Origin of the sequence: Streptomyces flaveolus (assembly GCF_014648815.1) — a bacterium.
Classification (GTDB): Bacteria; Actinomycetota; Actinomycetes; order Streptomycetales; family Streptomycetaceae; genus Streptomyces; species Streptomyces flaveolus.
Genome location: NZ_BMRV01000007.1, coordinates 317,425 through 343,636, shown reverse-complemented (window position 1 = coordinate 343,636; position 26,212 = coordinate 317,425). Strand labels below are relative to the sequence as shown.

The window sequence follows — 26,212 nt, the reverse complement described above, 5'->3', positions numbered from 1 at the left end:
CACGTCACTCTGGGTTTACCGGCGATAACGCTGCGAACCAGCCCGCCGGTCATGACAGCAGGCGGCGATGCGCCGCGTGCGCCCTGCTGGATCCGAACTCCGTGTTCTTCCGGACCTCTATGTCGGGGAGTCGCAGCCGTGATCAGTCACCCAAGCAGACACTGCACGGTGGAGCTCCAAGCCCTGCCGTCGCGGATCGGCCAGGTCCGCAGAATCGTATCTGCGCAATTGCGCTACTGGCATATGGACTCCCTGATCGACCGGGCGGCGCTCGGCGTGACGGAGCTGCTGACCAACGTCCATCTGCATGCCGCGCCCGACAAGACGTGCACCGTGGAGATAGAACTGCTCCTGGACCGGCTCACGGTCTCGGTGCGCGACCACGATCCGCGTCTGCCCGTGGTGGACGACGCGGAGCCCCTCGCCACCTGCGGGCGCGGGCTCGCGATGGTGGCCGCGATGAGCGAGAGCTGGGGCGCCCGGCCGGACGGTGAGTCCGGCAAGGTCGTCTGGTTCACGCTCCCCACGGTCGCCCCCGTCGCCGCGCGGCCGCCACGCCGCCTGGTCGACGAGGTGCCCGTCGGGGCGTTCGCCGAGGTCGAGCGCGCCGTCGAACTGGGCAGACCGCAACCCGCTCCCGCCCGGTCGGCCGTTGCCGGCTGACCGGGCGGTGACCCTTCGCTGCCGCGGGCCGTGCGGCGCCGTCCGGTGGGCGGGGCCGCGCCGTGGGGTACCCGCCACTGTCCCTGTCGGCAACGGTTCCTGACTGCCCGTCAGGCACCCGCTGTACGGGCGGGGGCGAGGGGCGGCGCGGCGGGATCCGGTGGGGCGGACGCGCCCCGGGCTCGTGGGTACGGCAGCGGTGGCGCGACGACGCGAGCCGGGCGAGGCTCCGTCGCGCCTTCGCGCCGGGACCGCCGAGTCGGTCCCCACGTGGACCCAGAACTGGGCGCCCCAGCCACAGCCGCCGCCTGCCGGGCCGCCGCGTCGCCGGGCCGCGGGGCCATGCCACCGGCGAGTGAGCCGGGCGCAGGCTCCGTCGCGTCCTCACGCCGGGACCGCCGAGTCGGTCTCCTCGGGTGAGCCGCGTCGCAGCCACGGTGGCGCCCGCACCTGGTCCCTCCCGCTCCTCCTTCCCGCAGCACGGCGCCGGCATCCCCGCCCGCGTCGCTGCGCGGGGCGGGGATGCCGGCCGGTTGTGCCGGGCTGCGGTGCGGAGCTACTCCGTGGCGATGGCCCGCAGTACGTCCAGGCGTGCCGCGCGACGGGCCGGACGCAGACCCGCCAGGGCGCCGGCCGCGAGGCCGACCAGGGCCACCACCGCGAGCTGCACGGGCGGCACGGCGAAGGCGAAGGCGCTGTCCGACGCGCCGTCGGAGGCCTCGACGAGCACCCAGCCGAGGAAGGCGCCGAGGCCGAGTCCGCCGACCGTGCCGAAGGCGGCGACCAGCACCGACTCCCAGCGGACCATGGCCCGCAGCTGGGCACGGGTCTGCCCGACGGCCCGGAGCAGGCCGAGTTCGCGGGTGCGCTCGTGGACCGCCAGCGTCAGCGTGTTGGCGATGCCGAGCAGCGCGATCAGTACCGCGAGGGCGAGCAACGCGTAGACGAGGGTCAGCATCATGTCGATACCGCCGGCGGAGGACTGCGCGTAGTCCTCCCGGGTCTGCACCTCGGGGTTGCCGTACCGGTCGGCGACCTTCTCGACCGCCGCCCTGCCCGCGTCGGTGCTCACGCCGTCCTTGAAGGAGACGGCGACCAGGGTGTCGGAGTCCTGGGTGCGATGCGGGGCCCAGGCGGCGCGGGTGATGACGTAGTCGCCGGCGAGTTCGGACTGCCCGTAGACCGCGCGGACGGTGAAGTTCTCGCTCCGGCCGTCGGTGAAGGTGAGCCGTGCCGTGTCGCCGGTGCCCAGCCCCTGCTTGTCCGCCTCGCTCGCGGTCACGGCGATACCGTCCGCGCCGAGGGTGCCGAGCGAGCCGCGGACCGTGCCGAGGTCGAAGGTGCGCTCCAGCGCGACCGGATCGGTGACGGTCAACGCCCGTCCCTCACCGTCGACTTCCGCCACGCCCCGGCCGAGTCCGACCGCGGTGTCCACCTCGGGCAGCCGCTGCACCTCACCGGCCAGCTGCGGGCTGAGGCCGCTGCCGCCCGCGCCGAAGGACGGGGCGCTGACGGCGACGTCGCCCGCGAAGGAGCGGGAGACGGTCTGGTCCATGGTCGCCTTGAGCGAGGCGCCGAACACCGTGAACAGCGACACGACGGCCACGCCGATCATCAGCGCTCCCGCGGTGGCGGCCGTGCGCTTGGGGCTGCGCAGGGCGTTGCGCCGGGCGAGGGCGCCGGTGACGCCGCGCATCCGGTCGAGCGGGGCGCCGAGGACGCGTACGGCGGTGGAGGAGGCGACCGGGCCGAGGACCACGAAGGCGGCCAGGGCCAGTACGGCGCCCGCTCCCGCCGCCCAGACGGACGGGGAGAGCAGGACGCCGGTCAGCGTCAGCACGAGGGCGAGCGCGATCAGCACCATGCCGGTGACCGCTCGTGCGCGGGAGGCGCCGGAGGTGTCGACGGCCGTCTCGCGGAGCGCGGCCAGGGGCGCGGTGCGGCCGGCGCGGGCGGCGGGCAGCAGGGCCGAGCCGAGGCAGACGACGACGCCGACGGCGAACGGGAGCAGCATCGACAGGGCACTGACCACGAGGGCGCCGCCGGGGAACGGGAAGCCGATCGCCGGGAACAGCGCCTGGAGTCCGGCCGCGATGCCGATGCCCCCGGCGAGTCCGGCGGCGGACGCGGTCACGGCGACGACGGCCGCTTCGACGAGGGTGGCGGTGGTGACCTGGCGCCGGGAGGCGCCGAGGGCGCGCAGCAGGGCGTTCTCACGGGTGCGCTGGGCGACGACGATGGCGAACGTGTTGTGGATGGAGAAGGTCGCCACCAGCAGGGCGATGCCGGAGAAGACGAGCAGGAAGGTCGTGAAGAGGGTCAGGAACTGGCTGGAGATCATGTCGGTGTTCTCCTGGGCGGCCTCCTGTCCCGTGATGGCCTCGACGCCCTTCGGGAGGACGGGAGCCAGCCGGTCGACCAGTTCCTGCTGACCGACCCCGGGGCCGGCCCGCACCTGGATGCTCGCCGCCTCGCCCGGCCGCGCCGTGAGGTACTTCTCCGCGTCGGCGCGGGTCATGCCGGTGAAGGTCACCTGGGCCATGCCGTCCTCGCCGCCGAAGGTCGCCAGGCCGACGACGGTGACCGAGACCGGGTCGGGGGTGCGCAGGGTGGTGGTGTCACCGATCTCCAGGCCGCCCTTGTCGGCGGCGCCCCGGTTGACGACGACCTCGCCGGACCTCTGCGGGGCGCGGCCCTCGGCGAGGCGGTACGGGTTGAGTCCGGGGTCGGTGATCCAGTTGCCGGCGAGGGTGGGCGGGCCCTGGCCGCCGATCGGGTCGCCGTTCGCGCCGACGAGCTGGCCGGCGCCCTGGATGCTGGGCGCGGCGGCGGCGACGCCGGGGACCTTCTCGACCGTCCGCAGCAGGTCGGTGCCGACCGGCTGCCGTACGCCCTGGCTCTCGCCGGGCGTGATGATGGCGTCGGCGCTGCGCACGACGGCGTCCGTGCCGCTGGTGGCGTTGCCGAACAGGGTGTCGAAGCTCGCGCGGAGTGTGTCGCCCATGACCAGGGTGCCGGCCAGGAAGGCGACTCCGAGGAAGACGGCGAGGAACGTTCCGGCGAAGCGCCGTTTGTGGGCCCTGAGCGAGGAGACGCTCAGGCGGACGGAGGCGTTCATGACGGCACCTCGAAGGCTTTCATCCGGTCCAGGACCCTGTCGGCGGTCGGGGACTCCATGCGGTCCACGAGGCGCCCGTCGGCGAGGAAGACGACCTCGTCCGCGTGGGCGGCGGCGACGGGATCGTGGGTGACCATGACGACCGTGCGGCCCGTCTGCCGCACGGTCCGGCCGAGGAGGCCCAGCACCTCGCCGCCGGAGCGGGAGTCGAGGTTGCCGGTGGGCTCGTCGGCGAAGACCACGTCCGGCCGCCCGGCGAAGGCGCGGGCCACGGCGACGCGCTGCTGCTGGCCGCCGGAGAGTTCGGCGGGCCGGTGGTGCAGGCGCCCGCGCAGCCCGACGACGTCGATCAGCGCGTCGACCCACTCGGCGTCGCCGCGCCGCCCGGCCAGGTCGAGGGGCAGGGTGATGTTCTCGGCGACGGTGAGCGTCGGGACCAGGTTGAACGCCTGGAAGACGAAGCCGACGCGGTCGCGGCGCAGCAGGGTGAGCCGGCGGTCGTCGAGGGTGCTGAGGTCGGTGTCGCCGATGTGGGCGGCGCCCGAGGTGAGCGTGTCGAGGCCGGCGGCGCAGTGCATCAGGGTCGATTTGCCGGAGCCCGACGGTCCCATGATGGCGGTGAAGCGGCCGGCCGGGAAGTCCACGCTGACCCCGTCCAGGGCGCGTACGGCGGTGTCGCCACCGCCGTACACCTTCACCGCGTCGACGACCCGGGCGGCGGCGCGGGTGAGGGTCGTCGACGTCATGCCGCACCTCCCTTGCCGGTCCGGCCGAACTGCTCGTCGAGCACGGACAGCCGGCGCCAGTACTCGTCCTCGTCGATCTCGCCGGAGGCGAAGCGGTGGCCGAGTACGGCGATGGGCGAGTTGGCCTCGGCGGTGGGCGGGCGCCAGGGGCCGCGGCGACCGCGCCACACCGTGCGGCGCAGCAGGGTGATGCCGCCGCCGATGACCAGCGCCCAGATCACCGGGAACAGAAGGATCCACGGGCCGGGCCCGCCGTCGGCGAAGTGTGCCAGGGTCTGCATGTCGTCCAGCTCCTCGGTGGCGATGTCCTGTGTGTCGCTTCCGAGCGTCGTCCCGGCGGGGGGTCCGGGTCGTCGTACGGCCGGCGGCAGTGTGCGTACCGCGCGGGGAGCAGTGCGGCGGTCCGGGCCTGCTCCCTCCGTTCCCGAATTCTGTAACTACTAGTATGTACAGTGGCGGTATGAGCACCTCGGAGCGACTGATCGAGTCCACGCGCGAGCTGCTGTGGGAGCGCGGTTACGTGGGCACCAGCCCGAAGGCGATCCTGGAGCGCGCGGGCGCCGGGCAGGGCAGCATGTACCACCACTTCACGGGCAAGCCCGATCTGGCGCTCGCCGCGATCCGGCGGACGGCCGAGGAGATGCGGGCCACCGCCGCGGCGGTGCTCGACGGTCCGGGAACGCCGTACGAGCGCATCGAGGCGTATCTGCGGCGCGAGCGCGACGTGCTGCGCGGCTGCCCGGTCGGACGGCTGACGATGGACCCGGACGTGTTCGCCGACGAGGCCCTGCGCGCACCCGTCGACGAGACGCTGGACTGGCTGCGGGAGCGGATCGCGCGGATCGTCGAGGAGGGCAGGGAGCAGGGCGAGTTCACGCCCTCGCTGGACGGCGAGGAGATCGCGGCGGCCGTCGTCGCGACCGTCCAGGGCGGTTACGTCCTCGCCCGCGCGTCCGGATCGCCCGCCGCCTTCGACGCGGCCGTCCGGGGGCTGCTGTCGCTGCTCGCACCGGCCGGCACCCCTGCCCGCTGACGACTGAGGGGACATCACATGCACGCCATGCAGTACGCGTTCACCCTGCCCGCCGACTACTCCATGGACGTCATCCGCGAGCGGGTGGCCCGGACCGGTCACCTGCTCGACGACTGGACCGGTCTCGGACTCAAGGCGTACCTGATGCGGGAGCGCGGAGTGCGCGGCTCGACGGTCAACGAGTACGCGCCGTTCTATCTGTGGAACACCGTGGAGGGCATGAACTCCTTCCTGTGGGAGGGCGCCTTCCAGCGGCCCACCGACGACTTCGGGCGGCCCTCGGTCCGCCAGTGGACGGGCCTGGCGTACGAGGAGGGCGGCGCCGCCGGTGCCCCGGCGCGGGTGGCGGTGCGCAGCCGCCGGCCGGTGCCGAACGGGGTGCCGTTGACGGGAGTGGCGACGGAGGCGGTGCGGGAGAACGGGCGGCTGGCGGCGCTGGACGGTGCCGTGCTGTCGGCGGCGGTCGTGGACACCAGCCGGTGGGAGTTGGTCCACTTCTCGCTCTTCGCGCACGGCGCACCGGACGGGGCCGAGGGGGACGTGTTCGAGGTGCTGCACGTCTCCGCGCCCGGGCGGGACCGGCTGCCGCGCGGGCGCCAGTGGTGAGCGCGGTGCGGACGGCGCTCAGGACCACGGAGTCGCCCCCTACGGACCCTGGCCGACGCTCACGGCCCAAGCGCCTGGGCTCTGGCCCATGTTGAGACTCGGATTCCCTGTCCTCGGTGTCACGGACGTGCCGCGCGCGGTGGCGTTCTGGACGGCTGCGCTCGACCTGGTCGCCCGTGACGAGTGGGCGAGCGGGACATGGCGGACGCTCGAGCACGCCGACGGCTCCGGGCGGGCCCTCGCCGTGATGCGCAGCGAGTCCCCGGTCGAGCCGCATCCCCGCCTGCACCTGGACCTGTTCACGGACACGGCGGAGGAGCAACAGGCCGAGGGGCGGCGGCTGATCGGGCTCGGCGCACAGGCCGTCGACTGGGACCTCTACCCGCCCGACCCCGACTTCGTCGTCCTCGCCGACCCGGACGGCAATAGGTTCTGCGTCATCGACCTCGGTCACGCGCCGAGCGGCGGCGACCGGCCGACGCCCTGGGACGACAGGGCCTAGACCAGCGCCCCCAGCGGGTCGTCCAGCACCGGCTGCCACGCCAACTCGGCCGCGCCGACCAGGCTGTTGTGGTCCAGGGTGCAGGGCAGGATCGGCACGCTGCCGCTCTGCCCCCACAGGCTGCGGTCGGCGACGACGGCGCGCAGCCGTTCCGGGTCGGCGTCCAGGAGGGTGCGGTGCAGTCCGCCGAGGATGATCCGGTCCGGGTTGAGGATGTTCACCAGGCCGGCCAGCCCCAGGCCGAGGCGGTCGATGAGGGCCTCGGTGGCGGTGCGGACGGCCGGGTCGTCGTACCGGCCGCGGATCAGGTCCTTGGACTGCTGGAGCAGGGACACCTCGGGGCCGGGCTTGCGTCCGGCCGCGGTGAGGAAGGCCAGCGGGTCGGTCTCCACGTCCAGGCAGCCGCGGCTGCCGCAGTGGCAGGGGCGGCCCTCGGGGTTGACGGTGAGGTGTCCGACTTCCAGGGCGAGACCGGAACTGCCGCTGTGCAGGCGGCCGTCGAGGACGAGCGCACCGCCGACGCCCCGGTGGCCGGTGGCGACGCAGAGCAGGTCGCGGGCGCCGCGTCCGGCGCCGTGCCGGTGTTCGGCGAGGGCGGCGAGGTTGACGTCGTTCGCCGCGAAGGCGGGTCCTTCGATGCCGGCGGCGCGCACCTGCTCGGCGAAGATCCGCCGCACCGGGGCGCCGGCCGGCCAGGCCAGGTGCAGCGGGTTCAGGGCCAGGCCCTCCGGCTCCGCGACGGCGGACGGGACGGCGAGTCCCGCGCCGACGCAGCGCCGCCCGGTCTGCCGCAGCAGGTCGGCGCCCGCCTCGACGACGGAACCGAGCACCTTCGCCGGATCGGCGTCGACGACCTCGCAGCCGGGCGCGGTGGCGACGAGCCGGCCGCCGAGACCGACCAGGGCCGCGCGGAACCCGTCCGCGTGGACCTGGGCGGCGAGGGCGACGGGGCCGTCCTCGGCGACGGCGAGCCGGTGCGAGGGACGGCCCTGCGAACCGGCCGCGGCGCCGGGCCGGGCGTCGACCCGGATCAGGCCGAGTGCCTCCAGTTCGGCGGCGACCGCGCCGGCCGTGGCGCGGGTCACTCCGAGTTCGGCGGTGAGGACGGCCCGGGTGGGGGCGCGTCCGGTGTGCACGAGCTCCAACGCGGGTCCGAGCGCGCCGCGCCCCCGGTCCAGCCGCGTCCTCGAGGTGGTCCCTTCCCCCGCCGTCCGGGGGTCCGCCTTGCCGCTCATGAGGGGGAGTCTCCCATGATCCGCCGGCCGTGCACTTACAGGCCGCCGGCCCGGGGTGCCTGGAGGCCACTGACCCGGAGGGTGATGTTCAGTCGCCCGGTGAGCCCCAGCTCGGGCGGTGCGGTGCCCGCGTGCACCCGGGGCACCCCGTGGTACGCGAGCCGGGACGGGCCGCCGAAGACGAACAGGTCGCCGCTGCGCAGTTCGACGTCGGTCCAGGGGCGGCTGCGGGTGTCGGGGTTGCCGAAGCGGAAGACGCAGGTGTCGCCCAGGCTCAGGGAGACCACGGGCGCGTCCGCCCGCTCCTCGGCGTCGCGGTGCAGGCCCATGCGGGCGTCGGCGTCGTAGAAGTTGATCAGCGCGATGTCGTAGGCCGCCGCCGTGGCCGCCTCCGCGCCCAGCGCGTCGGTCACCGCGCGGCGTCCGAGGTCGCCGAGCCAGGCCGGGAACGGCTTCACCGGGGCGCCGTCGCCGTCGACGACGGTGCGGGCGTAGGCGTACGGGTACCAGTGCCGGCCGAGGCACACCTGCCGGGCGGTCATCGTGCCGCCGCCGGGGGTGCGGACGGTGCGCAGTCCGGCGGGCGGGCGTGCCCACTCCCGGCAGGCATGCAGCAGCTCGCGCTGCCGGCCGGCGTCCAGCCAGTCCGGCAGGTGCACCGCGCCCGGGGCGACCTCGGTGCGGTCCCTCGGGAACAGCTCGGCGTCCATGCGTCCATCCTGCCCGACCGCCCCGCCCGACCGTCCCGATCCGGTCTGAGCTGCGGCTCCGCTAGCCTGGACGCACGATGAACGACCGCAGCGACCGTATGACGACTCCGTGGGGCGAGCACACGCTGGCCCGCTTCCCCGAGGATCCGCGCGACCGGCTGCGCGCCTGGGACGCCTCCGACGAGTACCTGCTCCGGCATCTGGCGGACCAGGAGGTCCCGCTGTCCGGCACGGTCGTGGTGGCCGGCGACCGCTGGGGTGCGCTGGTGACGGCGCTGGCGGCGCACCGGCCGGTGCAGATCACCGACTCCCACCTCGCCCAGGAGGCGACCCGCGCCAACCTGGCGCGCAACGGCGTGGAGCCCGGCTCGGTGCGGCTGCTCACCACGCAGGACCCGCCGCCCGGGCGGATCGACGTCCTGCTGGTGCGGGTGCCGAAGAGCCTGGCGCTGCTGGAGGACCAGCTGCTGCGGCTGGCGCCCGCCGTGCACGAGGGCACGGTCGTCGTCGGCACCGGCATGGTCAAGGAGATCCACACCTCGACGCTCGCGCTGTTCGAGCGGATCATCGGCCCGACCCGCACTTCGCTCGCCGAGAAGAAGGCACGGCTCGTCTTCAGCACGCCCGATCCCGCGCGGGCACGGCCCGCCAACCCGTGGCCGCTCAGCTACCCGCTGCCCGAGGGTATCGGCGCGCTCTCGGGCCGGACGGTCGTCAACCACGCCGGCGTCTTCTGCGCGGACCGGCTCGACATCGGCACCCGGCTCTTCCTCCAGCACCTGCCGGACGGCCGGGGCGCCCGGCGGGTGGTGGACCTGGGCTGCGGCAACGGCGTGGTCGGTACGGCGGTGGCGCTGGCCGATCCGGACGCCGAGGTCCTGTTCACCGACGAGTCGTTCCAGGCCGTGGCCTCGGCGGAGGCCACGTACAAGGCGAACGGGGTGCCGGGGCAGGCGGAGTTCCGGGTCGGCGACGGGCTGGCCGGGGTGCCGGACGGCAGCGTGGACCTGGTGCTCAACAATCCGCCGTTCCACTCCCACCAGGCGACGACCGACGCCACGGCGTGGCGGATGTTCACCGGGGCGAAGCGGGTGCTGCGCCCCGGCGGTGAGCTGTGGGTGGTCGGCAACCGGCACCTCGGCTACCACGTCAAGCTGCGGCGGCTGTTCGGCAACAGCCATCTCGTGGCGAGCGACCGCAAGTTCGTGGTGCTGAAGGCCGTCAAGCGGTAGCGCCGGTGACCACCCGGGTGAGCGCCGCGACGGTCCGCACCATGGCCTCCCTGCCCACGGTGAGGTAGCGGCGCGAGTCGACGGCGTCGGGGTGGGAGGCGAGGTACTCCCTGATCGCGCCCGTCATGGCGATGTTGAGCGCGGTGCCGACGTTGACCTTGGCGATGCCGCCCGCGACCGCCGCGGCGAGTTCGCCGTCCGGGACTCCGGAGGAGCCGTGCAGCACGAGCGGCACGTCCAGCGTTCCGGACAGCTCCTTGAGCAGGTCGTGGTCGAGTGCGGCGGTACGTGTGGTCATGGCGTGGCTGCTGCCGACGGCGACGGCCAGGGCGTCCACCGCGGAGTCGGCGACGAAGGCACGGGCCTCGGCGGGGTCGGTGCGGGCGCCGGGCGCGTGCGCGTCGAGCGGCGCCTCGCCGTTCTTGCCGCCCACTTCTCCCAACTCGGCCTCGATCCACAGCCCCTGGGCATGGGCCCAGTCGGCGGCGGCCCGGGTCGCGGCGAGGTTCTCCGTGTACGGCAGCCGTGAGGCGTCGTACATCACGGAGCTGAATCCGGCGTCCGGGGCCTGGCGCAGCAAGGCGTCGCTCTGGACGTGGTCGAGGTGGAGGGCGACGGGCACGGCAGCGGCCTCGGCGGCGGCGACCGCGGCGCGGGCGAGCGGCAGCAGGCGGCCGTAACGGAACTTCACCGCGTTCTCGCTGACCTGGAGCACGACGGGTGCTCCCACGGACTCGGCGCCGGCGACGACGGCCTCGATGTGCTCCAGGGTGATGACGTTGAACGCGGCGACGGCGGAGCGCACGCCGGCGGCGCGGGTGATCAGGTCGCCGGTGGTGGCGAGGGGCACGGAGTCTCCTGTTCCCGGACTTTCCCGGTTCTTCTCGGTGCTTCTCGGGCGTCGGACGGGCGTCAGGGGGCGAGGATCACCGAGCGGGTGAGGTGGCGGGGGTGGTCCGGGTCGAGGCCGCGGGAGGCGGCGACGGCGACGGCGAGCCGCTGGGCGCGGACCAGTTCGGCGAGCGGGTCGAGGTCCCCGGCCACCCACAGCGCACCGGTGTCCCGGACCTGCTCGGCCAGTCCGTCGGGGGCCTCGCCGAACATCCAGGTCGCCGTGCCCGAGGTGCTGATGCTGATGGGGCCGTGCCGGTACTCCATCGCCGGGTACGCCTCGGTCCAGGACAGGGAGGCCTCGCGCATCTTCAGCCCGGCCTCGTTGGCCAGTCCCACCGTCCAGCCGCGGCCGAGGAAGGTGAACTGGGTGCGGTCGACGAGCCCTTGGGGCAGCTCGCTGGTGAGTGCGGTGCGGGCGTCGGCGACGGCGGCCTCGGTGTGCAGGCCCAGGTGGGCGCGGAGCAGGGTCAGGGCCGTGGTCGCGAACCGGGTCTGCACGACCGACCGCTCGTCCGCGTACGCGAGGACGACGACGTCGTCGGCGGCGGCCATGACGGGCGTGTCCGGGTCGGCGGTGAGCGCGACGGTGCGGGTACGGCCCTTCAACGCGTCGAGCAGGCCCAGCACTTCGGTGGTGGTGCCGGAACGGGTGAGGGCCACGACACGGTCGTAGGCGCGGCCCCGCGGGAACTCGGACGCGGCGAAGGCGTCCGTCTCGCCCAGGCCCGCCTCCTCGCGCAGCGCCGCCACCGACTGCGCCATGAAGTACGAGGTGCCGCAGCCGACAATCGCCACCCGCTCCCCCGCCGCCGGCAGCACCTTCGCGTGCCCGGCCGCCTCGGCGGCGGCGCGTGTCCAGCACTCGGGCTGGCTGTTGAGCTCGTCCTCGACGTACGTCATGCCGCACACTCCCGATCAGTCCCTGAGTGGACCTGGCTCCCTTGATTGTTTCTGCAAGATACAGCGAACTTTCGAGCACTATCAAGCAATCAGGCAGAGGAGGACCGTGCGCTAGGGTCGGCGGGAGATCGAGGAACGGAGGCGCGGATGTCGCGCGACGCCCGCTGGAAGGCGCTGCTGGAGCTGCTCGTCGAGCGAGGCCGCCTGGACGTCGAGGAGGCGGCGACCGAACTCGAGGTGTCGGCCGCGACGATCCGCCGTGACTTCGACCGGCTGGCGGAGCAGCAGATGCTCGTGCGCACGCGCGGGGGCGCGGTCGTCCACGGGGTGTCGTACGAGCTGCCGCTGCGCTACAAGACCGCCCGCCGGGCCTCGGAGAAGCAGCGCATCGCGCAGGCCGTCGCCGCGCTGGTGGCGCCGGGCGAGGCGGTGGGCCTGACCGGGGGCACGACCACCACCGAGGTGGCGCGCGCTCTGGCGGTGCGCGCCGATCTGACCTCCGGCACGCCGGCGCTGACGGTGGTCACGAACGCGCTGAACATCGCCAACGAGCTGGCGGTCCGGCCGCAGTTCAAGATCGTGGTGACCGGTGGGGTGGCCCGGGCGCAGTCCTACGAGCTGATCGGGCCGCTGGCGGACGGGGTGCTCGGCCAGGTCACGCTCGACGTGGCGGTACTGGGGGTCGTGGCCCTCGACGTCACGCACGGCGCCGCGGCCCACGACGAGGCGGAGGCCGCGATCAACCGGCTGCTGTGCGAGCGCGCCGAGCGCGTGGTGGTGGCCGCCGACTCCAGCAAGCTGGGCCGGCGGGCGTTCGCCCGGATCTGCGCCGCCGAGACGGTGGACACGCTGGTCACGGACGGCGCGGCCGACCCGGAGACCGTCCAGCGGTTCGAGGAGGCGGGGATCCGGGTCGTCATGGCGTAGCCCGGCCCGTCAGTGGGCGTGGCCGTCGGTGTGCTCGGGCGTGGCGCTCGGTGCCGTCTCCTGTCCGGCGGGGGCCGATCCGGCCCGCACGGTGAACGCGGCGGTGTGGACCTTGCCCTGGTGCTGGAAGTCGAGGAAGAGACGGTAGGTGCCGGTGCTGGGCGCGGTGGCCGTGAAGGAGATCTCCGGGCCGGGCTTGGTGGTGCCGTCGCCGGGTTCGCCGTTCGGGTGGACGTGCAGGTAGGCGAGGTCGCCGGAGCGCAGGGCGACGAGGTGGCCGTAGGCGCCGAGGTAGGGCTGGAGGTCGGTGACGGGTGCGCCGTTTCGCGAGACCTTCAGCTTCAGCTCGCCCGCCTTGCCGGGGCTCAGGGACCCGGCGAGTTCGACCCGGTAGCCGCCGGTCCGCGCGGTGCTGCCGGGAGCCGGCAGGTCCGCGGGCTCGTAGGCGCCGCCGGCCGCGAGGTCCGCGCCCAGGGTGAGGTTCTCCGCGCCCTTCTCGGCCGGGGTGAAGTCGGCGAAGACGCGGTAGCCGCCCGCGCGGGGCAGGTCGACGGGGGTGCTCCAGGTGCCGTCGGCGGCGCGGGTGGGGTGCAGGTGGCGGTAGGTGACCAGATCGCGTGAGGCGACGATGAGGTGGAGCTCCTTGTCGTGCTCGCGCTGGTACGCGGCGACGGCCCTGCCGTCGTCGTCGCGGACGGTGAAGCGCAGCTCGGTGCGCTGACCGGCGGTGACGCGCGGGGTGGCGAGGTCGAGCGTGTAGCCGTTCTCGGAGATCTGCAGGCCGCCGGCAGGCTCACTCTCGTGACCCGCGTGGCCGCCGTCCCCACCCGGGTCCGACCGCTCGCCCGCGTGTTCCTCGTGGGCGGCCGGCGGGGCGTCCGCGACGACCGGCTCGACGACCTTGCCCACGCCGTACGCCGTGCCGAACGTGGCGGCCAGGGCGGCGGTGAACGCGGTGATCCTCAGTCCGGTGTTCAGTCCCGTACTCATGGCGGTCGTCTCCTCGATTGCCGGGCGCCCGGCTCCTGCGGGCGCCTCTTCATGCACTTCACCATACCCCCAGGGGGTACGCAGTCAAGTCGCCGTCGAGGGTTGCGTTCGGTACCCCCCAGGGGTATACATGTTCTCGGCAGGCATACCCCAGCCCCGTATTCGGGGCGTCACCTATCCGGAGGACCCATGGCTTCCACCGCACGCGCCGTCAGCACCACTTACGCCGTCTCCGGCATGAGCTGCGGCCACTGCAAGGCGACGCTGACCCGGGTGATCGGCGAGCTGGACGGCGTCACCGCCGTGGACGTACAGGTCGCCGCAGGCCGGGTCACCGTCACCGGTACCGCCGAGCCGGACGACGCCGTGATCGCGGAGGTCGTCGACGAGGCCGGCTACGGGCTCACCGGCCGCGTCTGACCGGTCCGCACTCCCCCGCGCCCACGCCGCACGCCGCACCGCCGGGACCCGGATCACCGGGTCCCGGCCGAGGACCCCGCATCAGGAGCAGTCATGACCACCAGTACGACCAGTGCACCGACCGAGGTAGAACTCGCCATCGGCGGGATGACCTGTGCCTCGTGCGCCGCCCGGATCGAGAAGAAGCTGAACCGGATGGAGGGGGTCACCGCGACCGTCAACTACGCGACGGAGAAGGCGAAGGTCCACTACAGCGGTGACGTGTCCGTCCCGGAGCTGATCGCCACGGTCGAGGCGACCGGCTACACGGCCCGCGAACCCGAGCCGGTGCGGGCCGAGCCCGTGCCGGGCACGGCGGGGGCCGAGGAGGCGGACGCCCTGCGGCCGCTGCGGCAGCGTCTGGTGACCGCGGTGCTGCTGGCCGTTCCGGTCATCGCGATGGCGATGGTGCCGGCGTTGCAGTTCGAGTACTGGCAGTGGCTGTCGCTGACCCTGGCGGCGCCCGTGGTCACCTACGCCGCCTGGCCGTTCCACCGGGCCGCGTTCACCAACGCCCGGCACGGCGCGGCGACCATGGACACGTTGATCTCGGTCGGCACCTCGGCGGCGTTCCTGTGGTCGCTGTGGGCGCTGTTCCTCGGCACCGCGGGCACCCCGGGCATGACGCACCCCTTCGAGCTGACCATCGCCCGCAGTGACGGTACCGGGAACATCTACCTGGAGGCCGCCGCCGGAGTGACGGCGTTCATCCTGGCCGGCCGCTACTTCGAGGCCCGCTCCAAGCGCAAGGCCGGCGCCGCGCTGAAGGCCCTGCTGGAGCTGGGGGCGAAGGACGTCACCGTGCTCAGGGAGGGCCGCGAGGAGCGGATCCCGGTCGGGGACCTGAAGGCCGGCGACCGCTTCCTGGTGCGTCCCGGCGAGAAGATCGCCACCGACGGCACGGTCGTGGAGGGCGCCTCGGCCGTGGACGCGTCGATGCTCACCGGCGAGTCGGTGCCGGTCGAGGTCGGCGTGGGCGACAGCGTCACCGGGGCCACCCTCAACGCGGGGGGCCGGCTGGTCGTCGAGGCCACGCGGGTCGGCGCCGACACGCAGCTGGCGCGGATGGCGAAGCTGGTCGAGGACGCGCAGAACGGCAAGGCCGCCGCCCAGCGGCTCGCCGACCGTATCTCCGGGGTCTTCGTCCCGGTCGTCATCGCCCTCGCGCTGGCGACGCTCGGCTTCTGGATCGGCAACGGCGCGGGGCTGACCGCCGCGTTCACCGCAGCCGTCGCCGTCCTGATCATCGCCTGCCCCTGCGCCCTGGGCCTGGCCACGCCGACCGCGCTGATGGTCGGCACGGGGCGCGGCGCCCAGCTCGGCATCCTCATCAAGGGCCCGGAGGTCCTGGAGTCCACCCGCGAGGTCGACACCATCGTCCTGGACAAGACCGGCACCGTCACCACCGGCCGCATGACCCTGCTCGCCGTGCACACCGCCGCCGGCACCGAGGAGTCCGAGGTACTGCGGCTGGCGGGCGCGCTGGAGCACTCCTCCGAGCACCCGATCGCCCGCGCCGTCGCCGACGGCGCCCTGGAGAAGCTGGGCGCCCTGCCGACGCCCGAGGACTTCGCGGGCGTCGCCGGACTGGGTGTGCAGGGCGTCGTCGACGGCCACGCCGTCCTCGTCGGCCGCGAGCGACTGCTCGCCGAGTGGGCCATGAGCCTTCCGGCGGACCTGGCCCGTGCCAAGGCCGACGCGGAGACGGCCGGCCGTACCGCGATCGCCGTGGCCTGGGACGGTGAGGTCAGGGCGGTCCTCGAGGTCGCCGACGCGGTCAAGGACACCAGCGCCGAGGCCGTCACCCGCCTGCGGGCCCTGGGCCTCACCCCGGTGCTGCTGACCGGCGACAACCAGGCCGTGGCCGCCTCCGTCGCCCGCGAGGTCGGCATCGACGCGGAGCACGTCATCGCTGAGGTCATGCCGCAGGACAAGGTCGACGTCGTCAAGCGCCTCCAGGGCGAGGGCCGTTCGGTCGCGATGGTCGGCGACGGGGTCAACGACGCCGCCGCGCTCGCCCAGGCCGACCTGGGTCTGGCCATGGGCACCGGAACGGACGCCGCCATCGAGGCCGGTGACCTGACCCTCGTCCGGGGCGACCTGCGTGCCGCCGCCGACGCCGTCCGGCTGGCCCGCAAGACGCTGGGCACCATCAGGTCCAACCTCTTCTGGGCCTTCGCCTACAACATCGCCGCGCTCCCGCTCGCCGCCGCCGGGCTCCTCAACCCGATGCTCGCCGGAGCGGCCATGGCCTTCTCCTCCGTCTTCGTCGTCGGCAACAGCCTGCGACTGCGCGGTTTCAAGGCCGCGAACTGACACGCCCACCAGCGGGGTGAGGGCGGGCCACAGGGCCCGTCCTCACCCCGTTCCCGCGTCCCGGACCACTCCGCACCGCGGCGCGCCGGGCGCTCACCCGCGGGCCGTGCGCACTCGCCCGGACGGGCGCCGTCGGGGCGCCGGACGGCGGGACACGGACGAGGCTGGTCCGGCAGAGGGGTCTCGCACACGGGTCTCGCGGACGGCCGCGCCGACCGCCCCTGCGGGGCGGCACGGGCCGCCCTCCGCCGACGCCACCGCCTCACGGAGCAGGAGCCCATGACCGAACCGACCGACGCCGACGGGGACACCAGCGGTCCGCTCGCACCGGACGCGGGGCCGGCGCGTTCGCTCCGCCACTCCCTCGCCGGGGTGCTCGGCGATCTGCGTGCCGTGGACGGTGCGCTGCTATCCGGGCGACGTGGTGGCCGGCGCCGTCCTCGGCATCGCCGGGGCGGCCACCGCGCTGGCGGTGGCCGCGGCCGCTCCGGTGCCCGGTCTGCGGACGGTCTACTCGGTGGCGCCGCCCGCCCCGGTGTCGCCGGTGTAGAAGGCGGCGGTCCGGTCCGCCCTCGCGCGCGCCGAAGCGGGATCGGTGCCGCTCGCCACGTCGGCGCCGTACCAGGCCTCGCCGCTGGAGAGCACGAACCGCCGCCCGTCCTCCGAGGCCGACCAGGCCGCGACCTCCTGGGGGTCCACCGGCGTGCCGCCGCTCGACAGGTACATGGTGAGACCGACGAGCATCAGGTCCCAGCCGATACCGACGGCGCCGGGGCCGAACTCGGCCCAGCGCTCGTCGTCGGCATGGGCGAGGTACTCCAGCTCGAAGCGGGTGCCGCCCTCCCCGGGCGTCAGGCGCAGCTCGATCCAGCTCACCTCCTCGCCGTACTCCCAGGTGGCGCCGAAGCTCCTGGGCGGCTCGCAGCTCTCGATCGTGCCGCCCGCGTTCCCCTCCAGCTGGTAGTGCCCGCCCAGCCGCAGGTCGCCGGAGACGGGGAGGAACCACTGCGGGATGCGGCGGGGGTCGGTGCAGGCGTCCCACAGGTCGTCGAGCGGGGTGTCGTAGGTCCGGCCCACCGTGAGGACGCGGGCCTCGCCCGCCTTGTAGGCACGCTTGCCGACCTGCCGGCGCACGGAGTCGATCTGGTGCGTCACATCGATCACGGGTGAACTCCTCCTGAACGGACTCGAGGCACCGGCGGCGCACGGGGGCTGCGCGCGCATCGGAGGCACGCATGCGCACAGACTGTCAGCTGGTGCCCGCGCGGGCACCAGCTGATGGTCTGCCCGTGTTCGGGACGCGCCCGTCAGCCGAACGCCTTCACCGCCTGGTAGTACGTCCACGCCGTGCTGTCGCAGGCGGACTTCGTGGCCCCGCCGTACCGGGCGCAGACGCGCTTGAGGTCCTCGTAGAAGGCGCTGTCGAGGCGGGACTTGTTCGCGCTGAAGGAACCCGCGGCCTTGTAGTTGCGGTAGCCGAAGTCGTGCCGTGCGCAGGAGGTGCTGAAGGGGAAGCCGAACGGGTTGTCGGGAGAGGTCGAGCAGTAGTCGGTGGTCCAGTCGAATCCGTACGCGGCCCAGGCGGACTGGTTCGCCCGTGCGGCGGTCCAGGCGTTGTAGCTCGACGCGCTGGTCTGGGTCCAGCTCGCGAGCACCTGCGGTTTGTCGGCGGGAGCGGCGTCGGCGGTCGCGGCGGTGGCGACGACGGTGGTCACGGCCAGGGCCGAGGCGGCGAGTCCGGTGGCGAGTCTGCGGTGCATCCCACACCTCCATGAGGCTGCGGTCCGCCACTCGGACCGCAGGTTCATGACAAGATGATGCGCACCCCGACCACCCCTTCACACCTCCGTCGCCCTAACGGGTCATTAACTCTTGGACGATGACGGGCCGTCGCAGCCCTGAGCGGCGGCGTTCACCACGGCAGGTCCTCCAGGCAGGCGCCGACCCGGTCGCCGTCCCAGGCCCCGTCGGCGATCACCAGACGGTAGCGGTAGGCGAAGGACTCACCCGGCGGCAGTGCGAACTCCTGGAAGAACGCCCAGGAGAACGCGACCGTCGGCACCGGGGTGGCCCGCACGAACCAGTGCGAGGGGTGGATCGCGCTCCTCCCGTCCAGGTTCTCCGGCGCGTGCGCGAAGACGAGGGTGGAGTGGCCGTCGCTCCCGTCGCGCTCGGCGGTGAAGGCCAGCCACGGGCCCTGCGTACCCATCAGCTCCTCGGCACCGGCACCGGAGTCCGGGGCGAAGACGGTGCCGCCGGTGAAGTCGCGGGGGCCGCGCCACTGGAGGCCGGTGTAGCCGGCCATCTCCCGGCCCGCGGTGGTCGGCGAGCCGAAGACCAACGGCTCGGCCCGGATGTTGGTGAGGCGGATCGACCAGTCCAGGACCCAGGCACCGGCGTCCTCGTCGACCGAGTGGACGGCGAGCCCGCGCTCCTCGCGGGCCCACTCGGTACCGCCGTTCTCGACCCAGGTGAGGTGTTCGGTGACGTCGAGCCGGTCGTCGCCGGCCGTGAGGTCCGGGAAGCCGTCGTGCCGCATGGAGCCGACGCGCTCGGGCAGGGGCAGATAGCCCTCGCCGTGGACGTAGGAGTTGCCGCCCCAGAAGTTCTGGCCGGAGAGGTGACTCGCCGTCATCTGTACGCCTTTGTGCCAGCGGTGGTCGTTCGGCCGGTATCCGGTGACCGTGTGCCCGGCCAGGGTGCGCACGGGGTGGGCGTACGGCTTGCGGGACTCGAAGGCCTCGGGGTCGGGGCGGTAGACGTAGCGCAGGATCTCGGTGCCGTTCGCCGCCGTGACGGCGATGTGGTCGCCGTGGGCGTGACTGACGCTCAGGGTGCTCATGCGCGCCCCTCGGGGGCCCAGTCGGGGTGGTCGCCGTGCATGGCCGCGTGGAAGGGGTCGCCTGGGCCGATCTCGCCCTGGAGCACCGGCCGTCCGGTGAACGCCGCCTTGTACAGGGCGGCGGCGAACTCCAGCGTGCCCCGGGCCTCGGGACCGCTGCCGGGCGGTCGCGTGCCCGCGTCCCAGGCGTCCAGCACGGCGCCGAGCTGCGCCGTGTGGGAGCTCGGGACGTCCGCCGCCGGCGTGCGCCAGGCAGCGGCACGCGCGGGGTCGACGTGCCGGGCCGGGGTGTAGGTCCAGTCGTCGTTGCGGTGCCCGTACAGGTGGGTGAGCTCCACGGTGGCGTCGGCGCAGTCGACGCGGACGCGGCTCACCTCGTCCGGGGAGAGCACGCTGTTGACGACGGTGGCGAGGGCGCCGTTCGCGAACCGCACCAGGGCCGTGGAGACGTCCTCGCTCTCGGTGTCGTGGACCAGGCGCGAGGCCATCGCCCGGATCTCCTGCCAGGGCCCGAGCAGGTGCAGCAGCAGGTCGTACTGGTGGATGCCGTGACCCATGGTCGGGCCGCCGCCCTCGGTGGCCCAGCGCCCGCGCCAGGGCGCCGCGTAGTAGGCGGCGTCGCGGTGCCAGGTGGTCTGGCAGTGCCCGACCAGCGGTGCGCCCAGCTCGCCGCTCGCGATCAGCTCCCGGGCGTGCGCGGCGCCCGATCCGTACCGGTGCTGGAAGACCACGGAGGCGTACGCCCCGGACGCCTCCTCCGCCGCCGCGATGTCGTCGTACTCGGCGAGGGAGAGGCACAGCGGCTTCTCGCACAGCACCCAGGCACCGGCCTTGAGCGCGGCCACCGTCTGTTCCCGGTGCAGGGACGGCGGCGTGCCGATGAGCACCAGGTCGGGACGTTCGGCGTCGAGCATGGCGCCCGTCGAGGTGTAGCCGGCGACGTCACCGCCCGCGCTCTGCCGGAAGGCGTCGAGCCGGGACCGGTCCACGTCGACGGCGGCGACCAGTTCCACGCGGTCGGCGTGGGCCGCGAGCGCGGGCAGGTGGCCGCCGGTGACGACGGCACCGGTACCGACCACGGCGACGCGGCGGCGGGCGGGGCGTGGGGACATGCGGTCCTCCTCGGACGGTGACGGACGGCCCGCGCTCCGCGCCGCGGCTGTGGACACCCCGGAACGGTTAGAAAGCGCTTGCACTCCGGCAGACCCTAGATCGCGGAGGAAGGACCGGACAAGCCCCCGCACCAGCCGTGGACGGGTGCCGGCCCGGGTCCCAGCGTTTGCGGGACCGGCGTGCGGCTGGTCGACTGTCGCAGGGGGCGGGCCGGTCGCACCGCGCCGGTGCGGACTCTTCAGCTTTTCTCCGGAAGGAGTTCAGGCGTGAACACCCCGAAGCCGTCGGCACAGGAGCACAGCTCCGACGGCAGCCAGCCCTGGCTGCACCAGAGGGGCCGGACCATCCAGGAGTTCGGCACCGTCAAGCAGTTCCCCGTGGCCCTGTCCATGGAGACCCGCCTCTACTCGTGCCAGCGGCTCAACAAGGTCCTGGCCGACACCCGCATCCTGCACGATCTGTACAAGAAGTATCACTGGCTCATGCGCGGGGCGACGTTCTACCAACTGCACCTGCTGCTGGACAAGCACGCCGGGGAGCAGCTGGAGCTGATCGACACCATCGCGGAACGCGTCCAGACGCTGGGCGGCGTCGCGATCGGCGACCCCCGGCACGTCGCGGAGATCACCACGGTGCCGCGCCCGCCGGACGGCGTGGAGGAGGTCCCGGCGATGCTCTCGCGGCTGCTGGAGGCCCACGAGCTGATCCTCACGGACTGCCACGACGCCGCCGCCCGCACCCAGGAGCTCGGGGACGACGGCACGAACGACCTCCTGGTCTCCGAGGTCGTGCGGACCGACGAGCTCCAGGCCTGGTTCCTGGCGGAGCACCTCGTCGACACGCCTCTCGTGCACGTCTGACCGGACGCGGCGCGGCGGCCCCGGACGCCTTCCGTCCGGGACCGTGCCGTTCCGCGCCCGCGCTCGCCCCACGTCCTCGCGCGCACGGACGAAGCGCCCTTGATGCCCTTTCACCCCTGTTGTGAAAGTGTCCCGTTATGGCCCAGATGCCCTCCGGTTCCCACGGCGCCCATGCCCAGCCCCCGACGCGCGGCCAGAAGTGGTCCGCGTTCCGGCAGTCGCCGTTCTGGCCGGCCACCGTGCTGGTGCTCATCCTCGCGGCGGCGGCCGGACTCTTCGCGGGCTCGTACACCTACTCCATGGCGGACCCGACGCCGCACTCGCTCCCCACGGCCGTGGTCGGCTCGTACGAGCAGGGGCGCGGCAAGGCCTTCCTGGACGGCCTGGAGGAGGCGCTGAACGCCTCGGTGAAGGTGCATCCCTACGGCAGCACCGCCGAGGCGCGCGAGGCGGTCGAGGAGCAGGAGGTGTTCGCGATCTTCGAGCTGCACGACAGCGGGCGGACCGCCGTGCTGGACCTGTCCAGTGCGTCGGGTGCCTCGGTCGCCGAGGTGCTGGAGCAGGCGGCTCCGGCGGTGGGGAAGAAGACCGGGGTCGCGGTCGGCGTCCGGGACATCAATCCGCTTCAGGAGGGCGACCCGCGGGGACTGGCGATCTTCTACATCTCCCTGGCCGCCGTGATCATCGGCTTCGTCGGGGCGATCCAGCTCAGCGTGCACGCGCGGTCGCTGACCCCGTTCGAACGCATCCTCTTCACGATCGCCTACGCGCTGCTCGGCGGGTTCGCCATCGCCGCGACCGTCGACTGGCTGCTGGGCGCGCTGGACCTGCCGTTCGCGCAGTCGTGGATGATCCTCGCGCTCACCCTGTTCACCAGCGGCATGGTGTTCACCATGTTCAACACCCTGTTCGGGCGCTGGGCGATGCTGCCGACCTGGGGGCTCATGGTGCTGCTCGGCAATCCCTCGTCCGGCGGCGCGGTGTCCTGGCCGCTGCTGCCCTCCCCGCTGGGCGAGATCGGCCGGTGGCTGCCGCCGGGCGGGTCGGTCAACGCCCAGCACACGGCCGTGTACTTCCAGGGTCACCAGCACCTGTTCCCGTACCTCGTGCTGGGCGGGTGGGCACTGCTGTCCTGCGCGGTGTTCTGGACCTGGCGGCACCGCCACCCCGGCGGCCGCGAGAAGCACCCCGCCCACGCCGAGTCCTGACCCGGTCCGCGTCCCCGTCCCCGCTTCGCGATCTGTTCCGGTCGCCGCACGGCTGCGATCATGGGGCGGGAATCCCCCGCCCCCGGTTGGAGTGCACATGGCCCTCGACATCGACGCGATCCGCGCGCAGATACCCGCCCTGAAGTCCGGCACCGCCCGCTTCGACGCGCCCGGCGGCACCCAGACCCCGCAGCCCGTCATCGACGCCGTCGCCGAGGCCCTGGCCGCTCCGCTGGCCAACCGGGGACGGACCACCGAGGGCGAGCGCAACGCGGACCGCATCGTCACGGGGGCCCGCGCCGCGCTGGGCGACCTGCTCGGCACCGATCCGCGGGGCGTCGTCTTCGGCCGCAGCGCCACGCAGCTCGCGTACGACCTGTCCCGGACGCTCGCCAGGACGTGGGCGCCGGGCGACGAGGTGGTCGTCACCCGCCTCGACCACGACTCCAACATCCGGCCCTGGACGCAGGCGGCGGAAGCGGCGGGCGTCACCGTGCGGTGGGCCGACTTCGACCCGGCCACCGGGGAGCTGCTCCCCGAGCACATCGAGGCCGTGCTGTCCCCGCGCACCCGGCTGGTCGCGGTCACGGCCGCGTCCAACCTGATCGGCACCATGCCCGACCTGCCGGCCGTCGCCCGCCTCGCGCACGGCGTGGGGGCACTGCTCCACGTCGACGCGGTGCACTACGCCTCGCACGCCGCCGTCGACCTGGCCGCGCTCGGCGCGGACACGCTGGTGTGCTCCCCGTACAAGTTCCTCGGCCCGCACCTCGGCGTGCTGGCGGCCCGGCCCGAGTTCCTGGAGACGCTGCGCCCGGACAAGCTGCTGCCCTCCAGCGACGCCGTCCCCGAGCGGTTCGAGCTGGGCACGCTGCCGTACGAGCTGCTGGCCGGTGCCACCGCCGCGGTGGACTTCCTCGCGGATCTGGTGCCGGAGGTCCACGGCGGACGGCGGGAGCGGCTGATCGCGTCCTTCTCCGCGCTGGAGGCCCACGAGGACGCCCTGCGCGGCCGCATCGAGCGCGGGCTGGCCGAACTCGGCGGGATCACGGTGTACTCGCGGGCCGCGCGGCGCACGCCCACCCTGCTGTTCACCGTGGCGGGCCTGCGCCCGGCCGAGGTGTACCGCCTGCTGGCCGAGCGGGGGATCGACGCCCCCGCCGGGTCCTTCTACGCGGTGGAGGCCTCCCGCCACCTGGGGCTGGGCGACGAGGGCGGCGTCCGGGTCGGGCTCGCGCCGTACAGCAGCGCGGAGGACGTGGACCGGCTGCTGACGGCGCTGGGCGGTCTGCCCCGCTGACCTCGCTCACGCCAGGGGCACGCTCACCTCGCCGCTGCCCTCGGCGCTCGCCCCGCCCGCGACGCGTACGGTGAACGGACGGTCGCTGCCGCTCGCGGTGACGCGCAGGACGTCACCCTCGCGCCGGACGCGGAAGGTCGCGGCCGGTGCGCCCAGCTGGTCGGGCACGGTGACCTCGGCGGTGTAGTCGGGCGCGGCGGTGGGGTGCACCAGGAGCACCGGGGCGTCCAGCCAGTCGCCGTCGGGGCGCCGGTCGTCGGAGGCCAGCGGCAGGACGGCGCCCTCGCGGACGTACAGCGGGAGGCTGTCGTAGCCGTGCCGTTCGGTGCGCCACGCCGGACCGGTGACCCGCTCGCCGGACAGCAGGTGCGTCCAGGTGCCCTCGGGGAGGTAGACCTCGACCTCGCCGTCCTCGGCGAAGACCGGGGCGACCAGGAGGTCGGGGCCGAGCATGTACTGGCGGTCCAGCGGACGGCACCCGGGATCGTGCGGGAACTCCAGGACCATGGGCCGCATCATCGGCACGCCGGTGCGGTGGGCCTCGGCGGCGGCGCCGTACAGGTAGGGCATCAGGCGGTGCTTGAGCAGGGTGAAGCGGCGGGCCACGTCGACGGCCTCGTCGCCGAACTCCCACGGCACCCGGTACGACGAGGAGCCGTGCAGGCGGCTGTGCGAGGAGAGCAGGCCGAAGGCCAGCCAGCGCTTGAAGACCGCCGGGTCGGGCGTGCCCTCGAAGCCGCCGATGTCGTGGCTCCAGAAGCCGAAGCCGCTCAGCGACAGGGACAGGCCGCCCCTGAGCGACTCGGCCATGGCCTCGAAGGAGGACCAGCAGTCGCCGCCCCAGTGGACGGGGTACTGCTGGCCGCCCGCGGTGGCGGAGCGGGCGAAGAGGACGGCCTCGCCCTGTCCGCGTTCCTTCTCGAGGAGTTCGAAGACGGTCCGGTTGAACAGGTGGGTGTAGTAGTTGTGCATCCGCTCCGGGTCGGAACCGTCGTGCCAGACGACGTCGGTCGGGATGCGTTCGCCGAAGTCGGTCTTGAAGCAGTCCACGCCCTGGTCGAGCAGCGGCTTGAGCTTGCCGGCGAACCAGTCGCGGGCGGCCGGGCTGGTGAAGTCGACCAGGCCCATCCCGGCCTGCCACAGGTCCCACTGCCAGATGTCGCCGTTCGGCCGGCGCACCAGGTGCCCGAGCGCGGCGGCCTCGTCGAAGAGCGGGGACTTCTGGGCGATGTACGGGTTGATCCAGACGCTGACCTTCAGGCCCTTGGCCTTGAGCCGGGCGAGCATGCCCTCCGGGTCGGGGAAGACGTCCGGGTCCCACTGGAAGTCGCACCACTGGTACTCGCGCATCCAGAAGCAGTCGAAGTGGAACACGGTCAGCGGGATGCCGCGCTCGGCCATGCCGTCGACGAACGAGGTGACCGTCCGCTCGTCGTAGGAGGTGGTGAACGACGTGGTGAGCCACAGGCCGAAGGACCAGGCGGGCGGCAAGGCCGGGCGGCCGGTGAGGGCGGTGTAGCGGGTGAGGACGTCCTTGGGGGTGGGGCCGGCGACGACGTAGTACTCCAGCGTCTGGTCCTCGACGCTGAACTGCACCTGTCCGACCGACTCCGAGCCGACCTCGAACGAGACGGCGCCGGGGTGGTTGACGAAGACGCCGTAGCCCCGTGAGGAGAGGTAGAACGGGATGTTCTTGTAGGCCTGCTCGCTGCTGGTGCCGCCGTCGGCCTGCCAGACGTCGACGACCTGGCCGTTCTTCACGAACGGTGTGAAGCGCTCGCCGAGACCGTAGATCTGCTCGCCGACGCCGAGCGCGAGCCGGCTCAGCATGTGGTGCGCGCCGTCGCCGGTGGTGGCGAACGCGGTGCTCTTGGCGTTCGCGTGGGTCAGCTCGCGTCCGTCGGCGTCGTGGAAGCTGAGGCCCCAGGGTCCCTCGCTGTCCAGGCGCAGGGTCAGCGGGCCGCTGGTCAGCTCGGTGACCGAGCCGTCGTGGCGCACCGCACCGGCGCCGTCGGGCGTGCCCGTCAGGGCGAAGTCGGGGCCCGGGCGGCGCTTGCCGGCGTGGTGGGTGACCCGGACGCCGATGACGCCCTCGGCGGGTGAGAAGCACTCGACCGTGAGGAGCGGGGCGTTGAGCGTGTCACCCCGCCGCGTCACCTTCTTCACGGCGGCATGAGCGGTGAAGCGCTTCGATTCGGTGCGTACAGCGCGTACCTCGGTGGCGTACGACAGATGCACGCCCTCGCGGATGAGCCAGAAGCCGTCGGTGAACTTCATGATCTTCCTTGGGTGGGGCGGGAGCGGTCGAGTGGGTGCGCGGAGGCCGTCCCACAGCGGTTTGATCGTACACAGAACACATCGGGAAGCCGAGACCTCCTCCTGACTCTTGGCGTTCTGAGCAGGCACGATTACCGAAAAGAACGGTCCTCTCACGTGACGGAAGGGGAGATGGAGGCCACTTGCCTCTAGCGCTGCGACCCGCCCCTGACGTATTAGTCATCACATCAAACAAAACAGTCCGGCGAGGAAGCCGGACCGTACGACAGCAAGGGCCGCAT

At 73.4% G+C, this 26,212-nt stretch carries 25 protein-coding genes; 12 read left to right on the top strand and 13 right to left on the bottom strand.

Going from position 1 to position 26,212, the window contains the following annotated elements; genetic code table 11:
- Positions 1-138: 138 nt before the first annotated feature.
- Positions 139-663, top strand: coding sequence for an ATP-binding protein (locus IEZ05_RS19320; RefSeq protein ID WP_189231388.1), 525 nt, complete (start codon positions 139-141; stop codon positions 661-663).
- 556 nt (positions 664-1,219) lie between these two features.
- On the opposite strand, the gene IEZ05_RS19315 is transcribed toward IEZ05_RS19320, so the two are convergent.
- The 3 genes from IEZ05_RS19315 to IEZ05_RS19305 are packed head-to-tail and all read right to left on the bottom strand — an operon-like array spanning position 1,220 to position 4,808.
- The gene (locus IEZ05_RS19315) at positions 1,220-3,781 is read right to left on the bottom strand and encodes an ABC transporter permease (RefSeq protein WP_189231387.1); all 2,562 of its coding nucleotides are present in this window, start codon (positions 3,779-3,781) and stop codon (positions 1,220-1,222) included.
- Entirely contained in the window at positions 3,778-4,527 is a 750-nt protein-coding gene (locus IEZ05_RS19310) for an ABC transporter ATP-binding protein (RefSeq protein ID WP_189231386.1), read from the bottom strand. Before IEZ05_RS19310 ends, IEZ05_RS19315 begins: the two co-directional genes overlap by 4 nt.
- Complete coding sequence (locus IEZ05_RS19305) at positions 4,524-4,808, bottom strand: SHOCT domain-containing protein (protein ID WP_189231385.1); 285 nt, start codon at positions 4,806-4,808, stop codon at positions 4,524-4,526. The genes IEZ05_RS19310 and IEZ05_RS19305 overlap by 4 nt, the downstream gene beginning before the upstream one ends.
- 179 nt (positions 4,809-4,987) lie before the next feature.
- On the opposite strand from IEZ05_RS19305, the gene IEZ05_RS19300 reads away from it, so the two are divergent.
- The 3 genes from IEZ05_RS19300 (at position 4,988) to IEZ05_RS19290 (ending at position 6,668) form a co-directional block, all read left to right on the top strand.
- Entirely contained in the window at positions 4,988-5,560 is a 573-nt protein-coding gene (locus IEZ05_RS19300; protein ID WP_229869754.1) for a TetR/AcrR family transcriptional regulator, read from the top strand.
- 18 nt (positions 5,561-5,578) lie between these two features.
- Positions 5,579-6,166: a DUF4865 family protein gene (locus IEZ05_RS19295; protein ID WP_189231383.1), complete on the top strand. Its 588-nt coding sequence runs from the start codon at positions 5,579-5,581 to the stop codon at positions 6,164-6,166.
- An 88-nt stretch (positions 6,167-6,254) separates the two neighbouring features.
- Positions 6,255-6,668 carry a VOC family protein gene (locus IEZ05_RS19290; protein WP_189231382.1) on the top strand — a complete coding sequence of 138 codons (414 nt, stop codon included), beginning with the start codon at positions 6,255-6,257 and terminating at the stop codon, positions 6,666-6,668.
- Here IEZ05_RS19290 and IEZ05_RS19285 read toward each other — a convergent pair.
- Together IEZ05_RS19285 and IEZ05_RS19280 are read right to left on the bottom strand one after the other, a co-directional pair.
- Positions 6,665-7,903 (bottom strand): ROK family protein, encoded by a 1,239-nt coding sequence (locus tag IEZ05_RS19285; protein ID WP_189231381.1) that lies wholly within the window; start codon positions 7,901-7,903, stop codon positions 6,665-6,667. The two genes, IEZ05_RS19290 and IEZ05_RS19285, sit on opposite strands and share 4 nt — an antisense overlap.
- Positions 7,904-7,938: 35 nt before the next feature.
- The gene (locus IEZ05_RS19280; RefSeq protein WP_189231380.1) at positions 7,939-8,613 is read right to left on the bottom strand and encodes an alpha-ketoglutarate-dependent dioxygenase AlkB family protein; all 675 of its coding nucleotides are present in this window, start codon (positions 8,611-8,613) and stop codon (positions 7,939-7,941) included.
- 98 nt (positions 8,614-8,711) lie between these two features.
- Between IEZ05_RS19280 and IEZ05_RS19275 the strand changes: the two genes are divergently transcribed.
- A complete protein-coding gene (locus IEZ05_RS19275; RefSeq protein WP_189231457.1) occupies positions 8,712-9,845 on the top strand; it encodes a methyltransferase in 1,134 nt (377 codons plus the stop codon).
- Here IEZ05_RS19275 and IEZ05_RS19270 read toward each other — a convergent pair.
- Both IEZ05_RS19270 and IEZ05_RS19265 read right to left on the bottom strand, forming a co-directional pair.
- Positions 9,835-10,695 carry a class II fructose-bisphosphate aldolase gene (locus IEZ05_RS19270; RefSeq protein ID WP_189231379.1) on the bottom strand — a complete coding sequence of 287 codons (861 nt, stop codon included), beginning with the start codon at positions 10,693-10,695 and terminating at the stop codon, positions 9,835-9,837. The genes IEZ05_RS19275 and IEZ05_RS19270 overlap by 11 nt on opposite strands.
- A 62-nt stretch (positions 10,696-10,757) precedes the next feature.
- Complete coding sequence (locus IEZ05_RS19265; RefSeq protein WP_189231378.1) at positions 10,758-11,639, bottom strand: SIS domain-containing protein; 882 nt, start codon at positions 11,637-11,639, stop codon at positions 10,758-10,760.
- Positions 11,640-11,786: 147 nt separating this feature from the next.
- On the opposite strand from IEZ05_RS19265, the gene IEZ05_RS19260 reads away from it, so the two are divergent.
- Positions 11,787-12,566, top strand: a complete 780-nt coding sequence (locus tag IEZ05_RS19260) for a DeoR/GlpR family DNA-binding transcription regulator (protein WP_189231377.1) — start codon at positions 11,787-11,789, stop codon at positions 12,564-12,566.
- Between the two features lie 9 nt (positions 12,567-12,575).
- Here the strand turns inward: IEZ05_RS19260 and IEZ05_RS19255 are convergent, their stop codons facing one another.
- Entirely contained in the window at positions 12,576-13,544 is a 969-nt protein-coding gene (locus IEZ05_RS19255; protein ID WP_189231456.1) for a hypothetical protein, read from the bottom strand.
- A gap of 201 nt (positions 13,545-13,745) precedes the next feature.
- Between IEZ05_RS19255 and IEZ05_RS19250 the strand changes: the two genes are divergently transcribed.
- From IEZ05_RS19250 to IEZ05_RS19240, 3 genes are all read left to right on the top strand, one after another.
- Complete coding sequence (locus tag IEZ05_RS19250; RefSeq protein ID WP_189231376.1) at positions 13,746-13,976, top strand: heavy-metal-associated domain-containing protein; 231 nt, start codon at positions 13,746-13,748, stop codon at positions 13,974-13,976.
- A 93-nt stretch (positions 13,977-14,069) separates the two neighbouring features.
- Positions 14,070-16,331 (top strand): heavy metal translocating P-type ATPase, encoded by a 2,262-nt coding sequence (locus IEZ05_RS19245; protein ID WP_189231375.1) that lies wholly within the window; start codon positions 14,070-14,072, stop codon positions 16,329-16,331.
- Between the two features lie 388 nt (positions 16,332-16,719).
- Positions 16,720-16,881 (top strand): hypothetical protein, encoded by a 162-nt coding sequence (locus tag IEZ05_RS19240; protein ID WP_229869753.1) that lies wholly within the window; start codon positions 16,720-16,722, stop codon positions 16,879-16,881.
- Here IEZ05_RS19240 and IEZ05_RS19235 read toward each other — a convergent pair.
- The 4 genes from IEZ05_RS19235 to IEZ05_RS19220 form a co-directional block, all read right to left on the bottom strand.
- On the bottom strand, positions 16,842-17,495 hold the full coding sequence (locus IEZ05_RS19235; protein ID WP_189231374.1) for an SRPBCC family protein: 654 nt from the start codon (positions 17,493-17,495) through the stop codon (positions 16,842-16,844). The two genes, IEZ05_RS19240 and IEZ05_RS19235, sit on opposite strands and share 40 nt — an antisense overlap.
- Positions 17,496-17,638: 143 nt before the next feature.
- Positions 17,639-18,091, bottom strand: coding sequence for a phospholipase (locus tag IEZ05_RS19230; RefSeq protein WP_189231373.1), 453 nt, complete (start codon positions 18,089-18,091; stop codon positions 17,639-17,641).
- A gap of 152 nt (positions 18,092-18,243) precedes the next feature.
- On the bottom strand, positions 18,244-19,173 hold the full coding sequence (locus tag IEZ05_RS19225; protein ID WP_189231372.1) for a DUF6807 domain-containing protein: 930 nt from the start codon (positions 19,171-19,173) through the stop codon (positions 18,244-18,246).
- Positions 19,170-20,285 carry a Gfo/Idh/MocA family protein gene (locus IEZ05_RS19220; protein WP_189231371.1) on the bottom strand — a complete coding sequence of 372 codons (1,116 nt, stop codon included), beginning with the start codon at positions 20,283-20,285 and terminating at the stop codon, positions 19,170-19,172. Before IEZ05_RS19220 ends, IEZ05_RS19225 begins: the two co-directional genes overlap by 4 nt.
- 267 nt (positions 20,286-20,552) lie before the next feature.
- Here IEZ05_RS19220 and IEZ05_RS19215 point away from each other — a divergent pair, with 267 nt between their 5' ends.
- The 3 genes from IEZ05_RS19215 to IEZ05_RS19205 all read left to right on the top strand — a co-directional run bounded on the left by IEZ05_RS19215 (position 20,553) and on the right by IEZ05_RS19205 (position 23,654).
- Positions 20,553-21,146, top strand: a complete 594-nt coding sequence (locus IEZ05_RS19215; protein WP_189231370.1) for a Dps family protein — start codon at positions 20,553-20,555, stop codon at positions 21,144-21,146.
- A gap of 146 nt (positions 21,147-21,292) precedes the next feature.
- A complete protein-coding gene (locus tag IEZ05_RS19210) occupies positions 21,293-22,354 on the top strand; it encodes an ABC transporter permease (RefSeq protein WP_189231455.1) in 1,062 nt (353 codons plus the stop codon).
- Between the two features lie 97 nt (positions 22,355-22,451).
- Positions 22,452-23,654, top strand: coding sequence for a cysteine desulfurase-like protein (locus IEZ05_RS19205; RefSeq protein ID WP_189231369.1), 1,203 nt, complete (start codon positions 22,452-22,454; stop codon positions 23,652-23,654).
- A gap of 6 nt (positions 23,655-23,660) precedes the next feature.
- On the opposite strand, the gene yicI is transcribed toward IEZ05_RS19205, so the two are convergent.
- A complete protein-coding gene (gene yicI, locus IEZ05_RS19200) occupies positions 23,661-25,931 on the bottom strand; it encodes an alpha-xylosidase (RefSeq protein WP_189231368.1) in 2,271 nt (756 codons plus the stop codon).
- Positions 25,932-26,212: the final 281 nt, after the last annotated feature.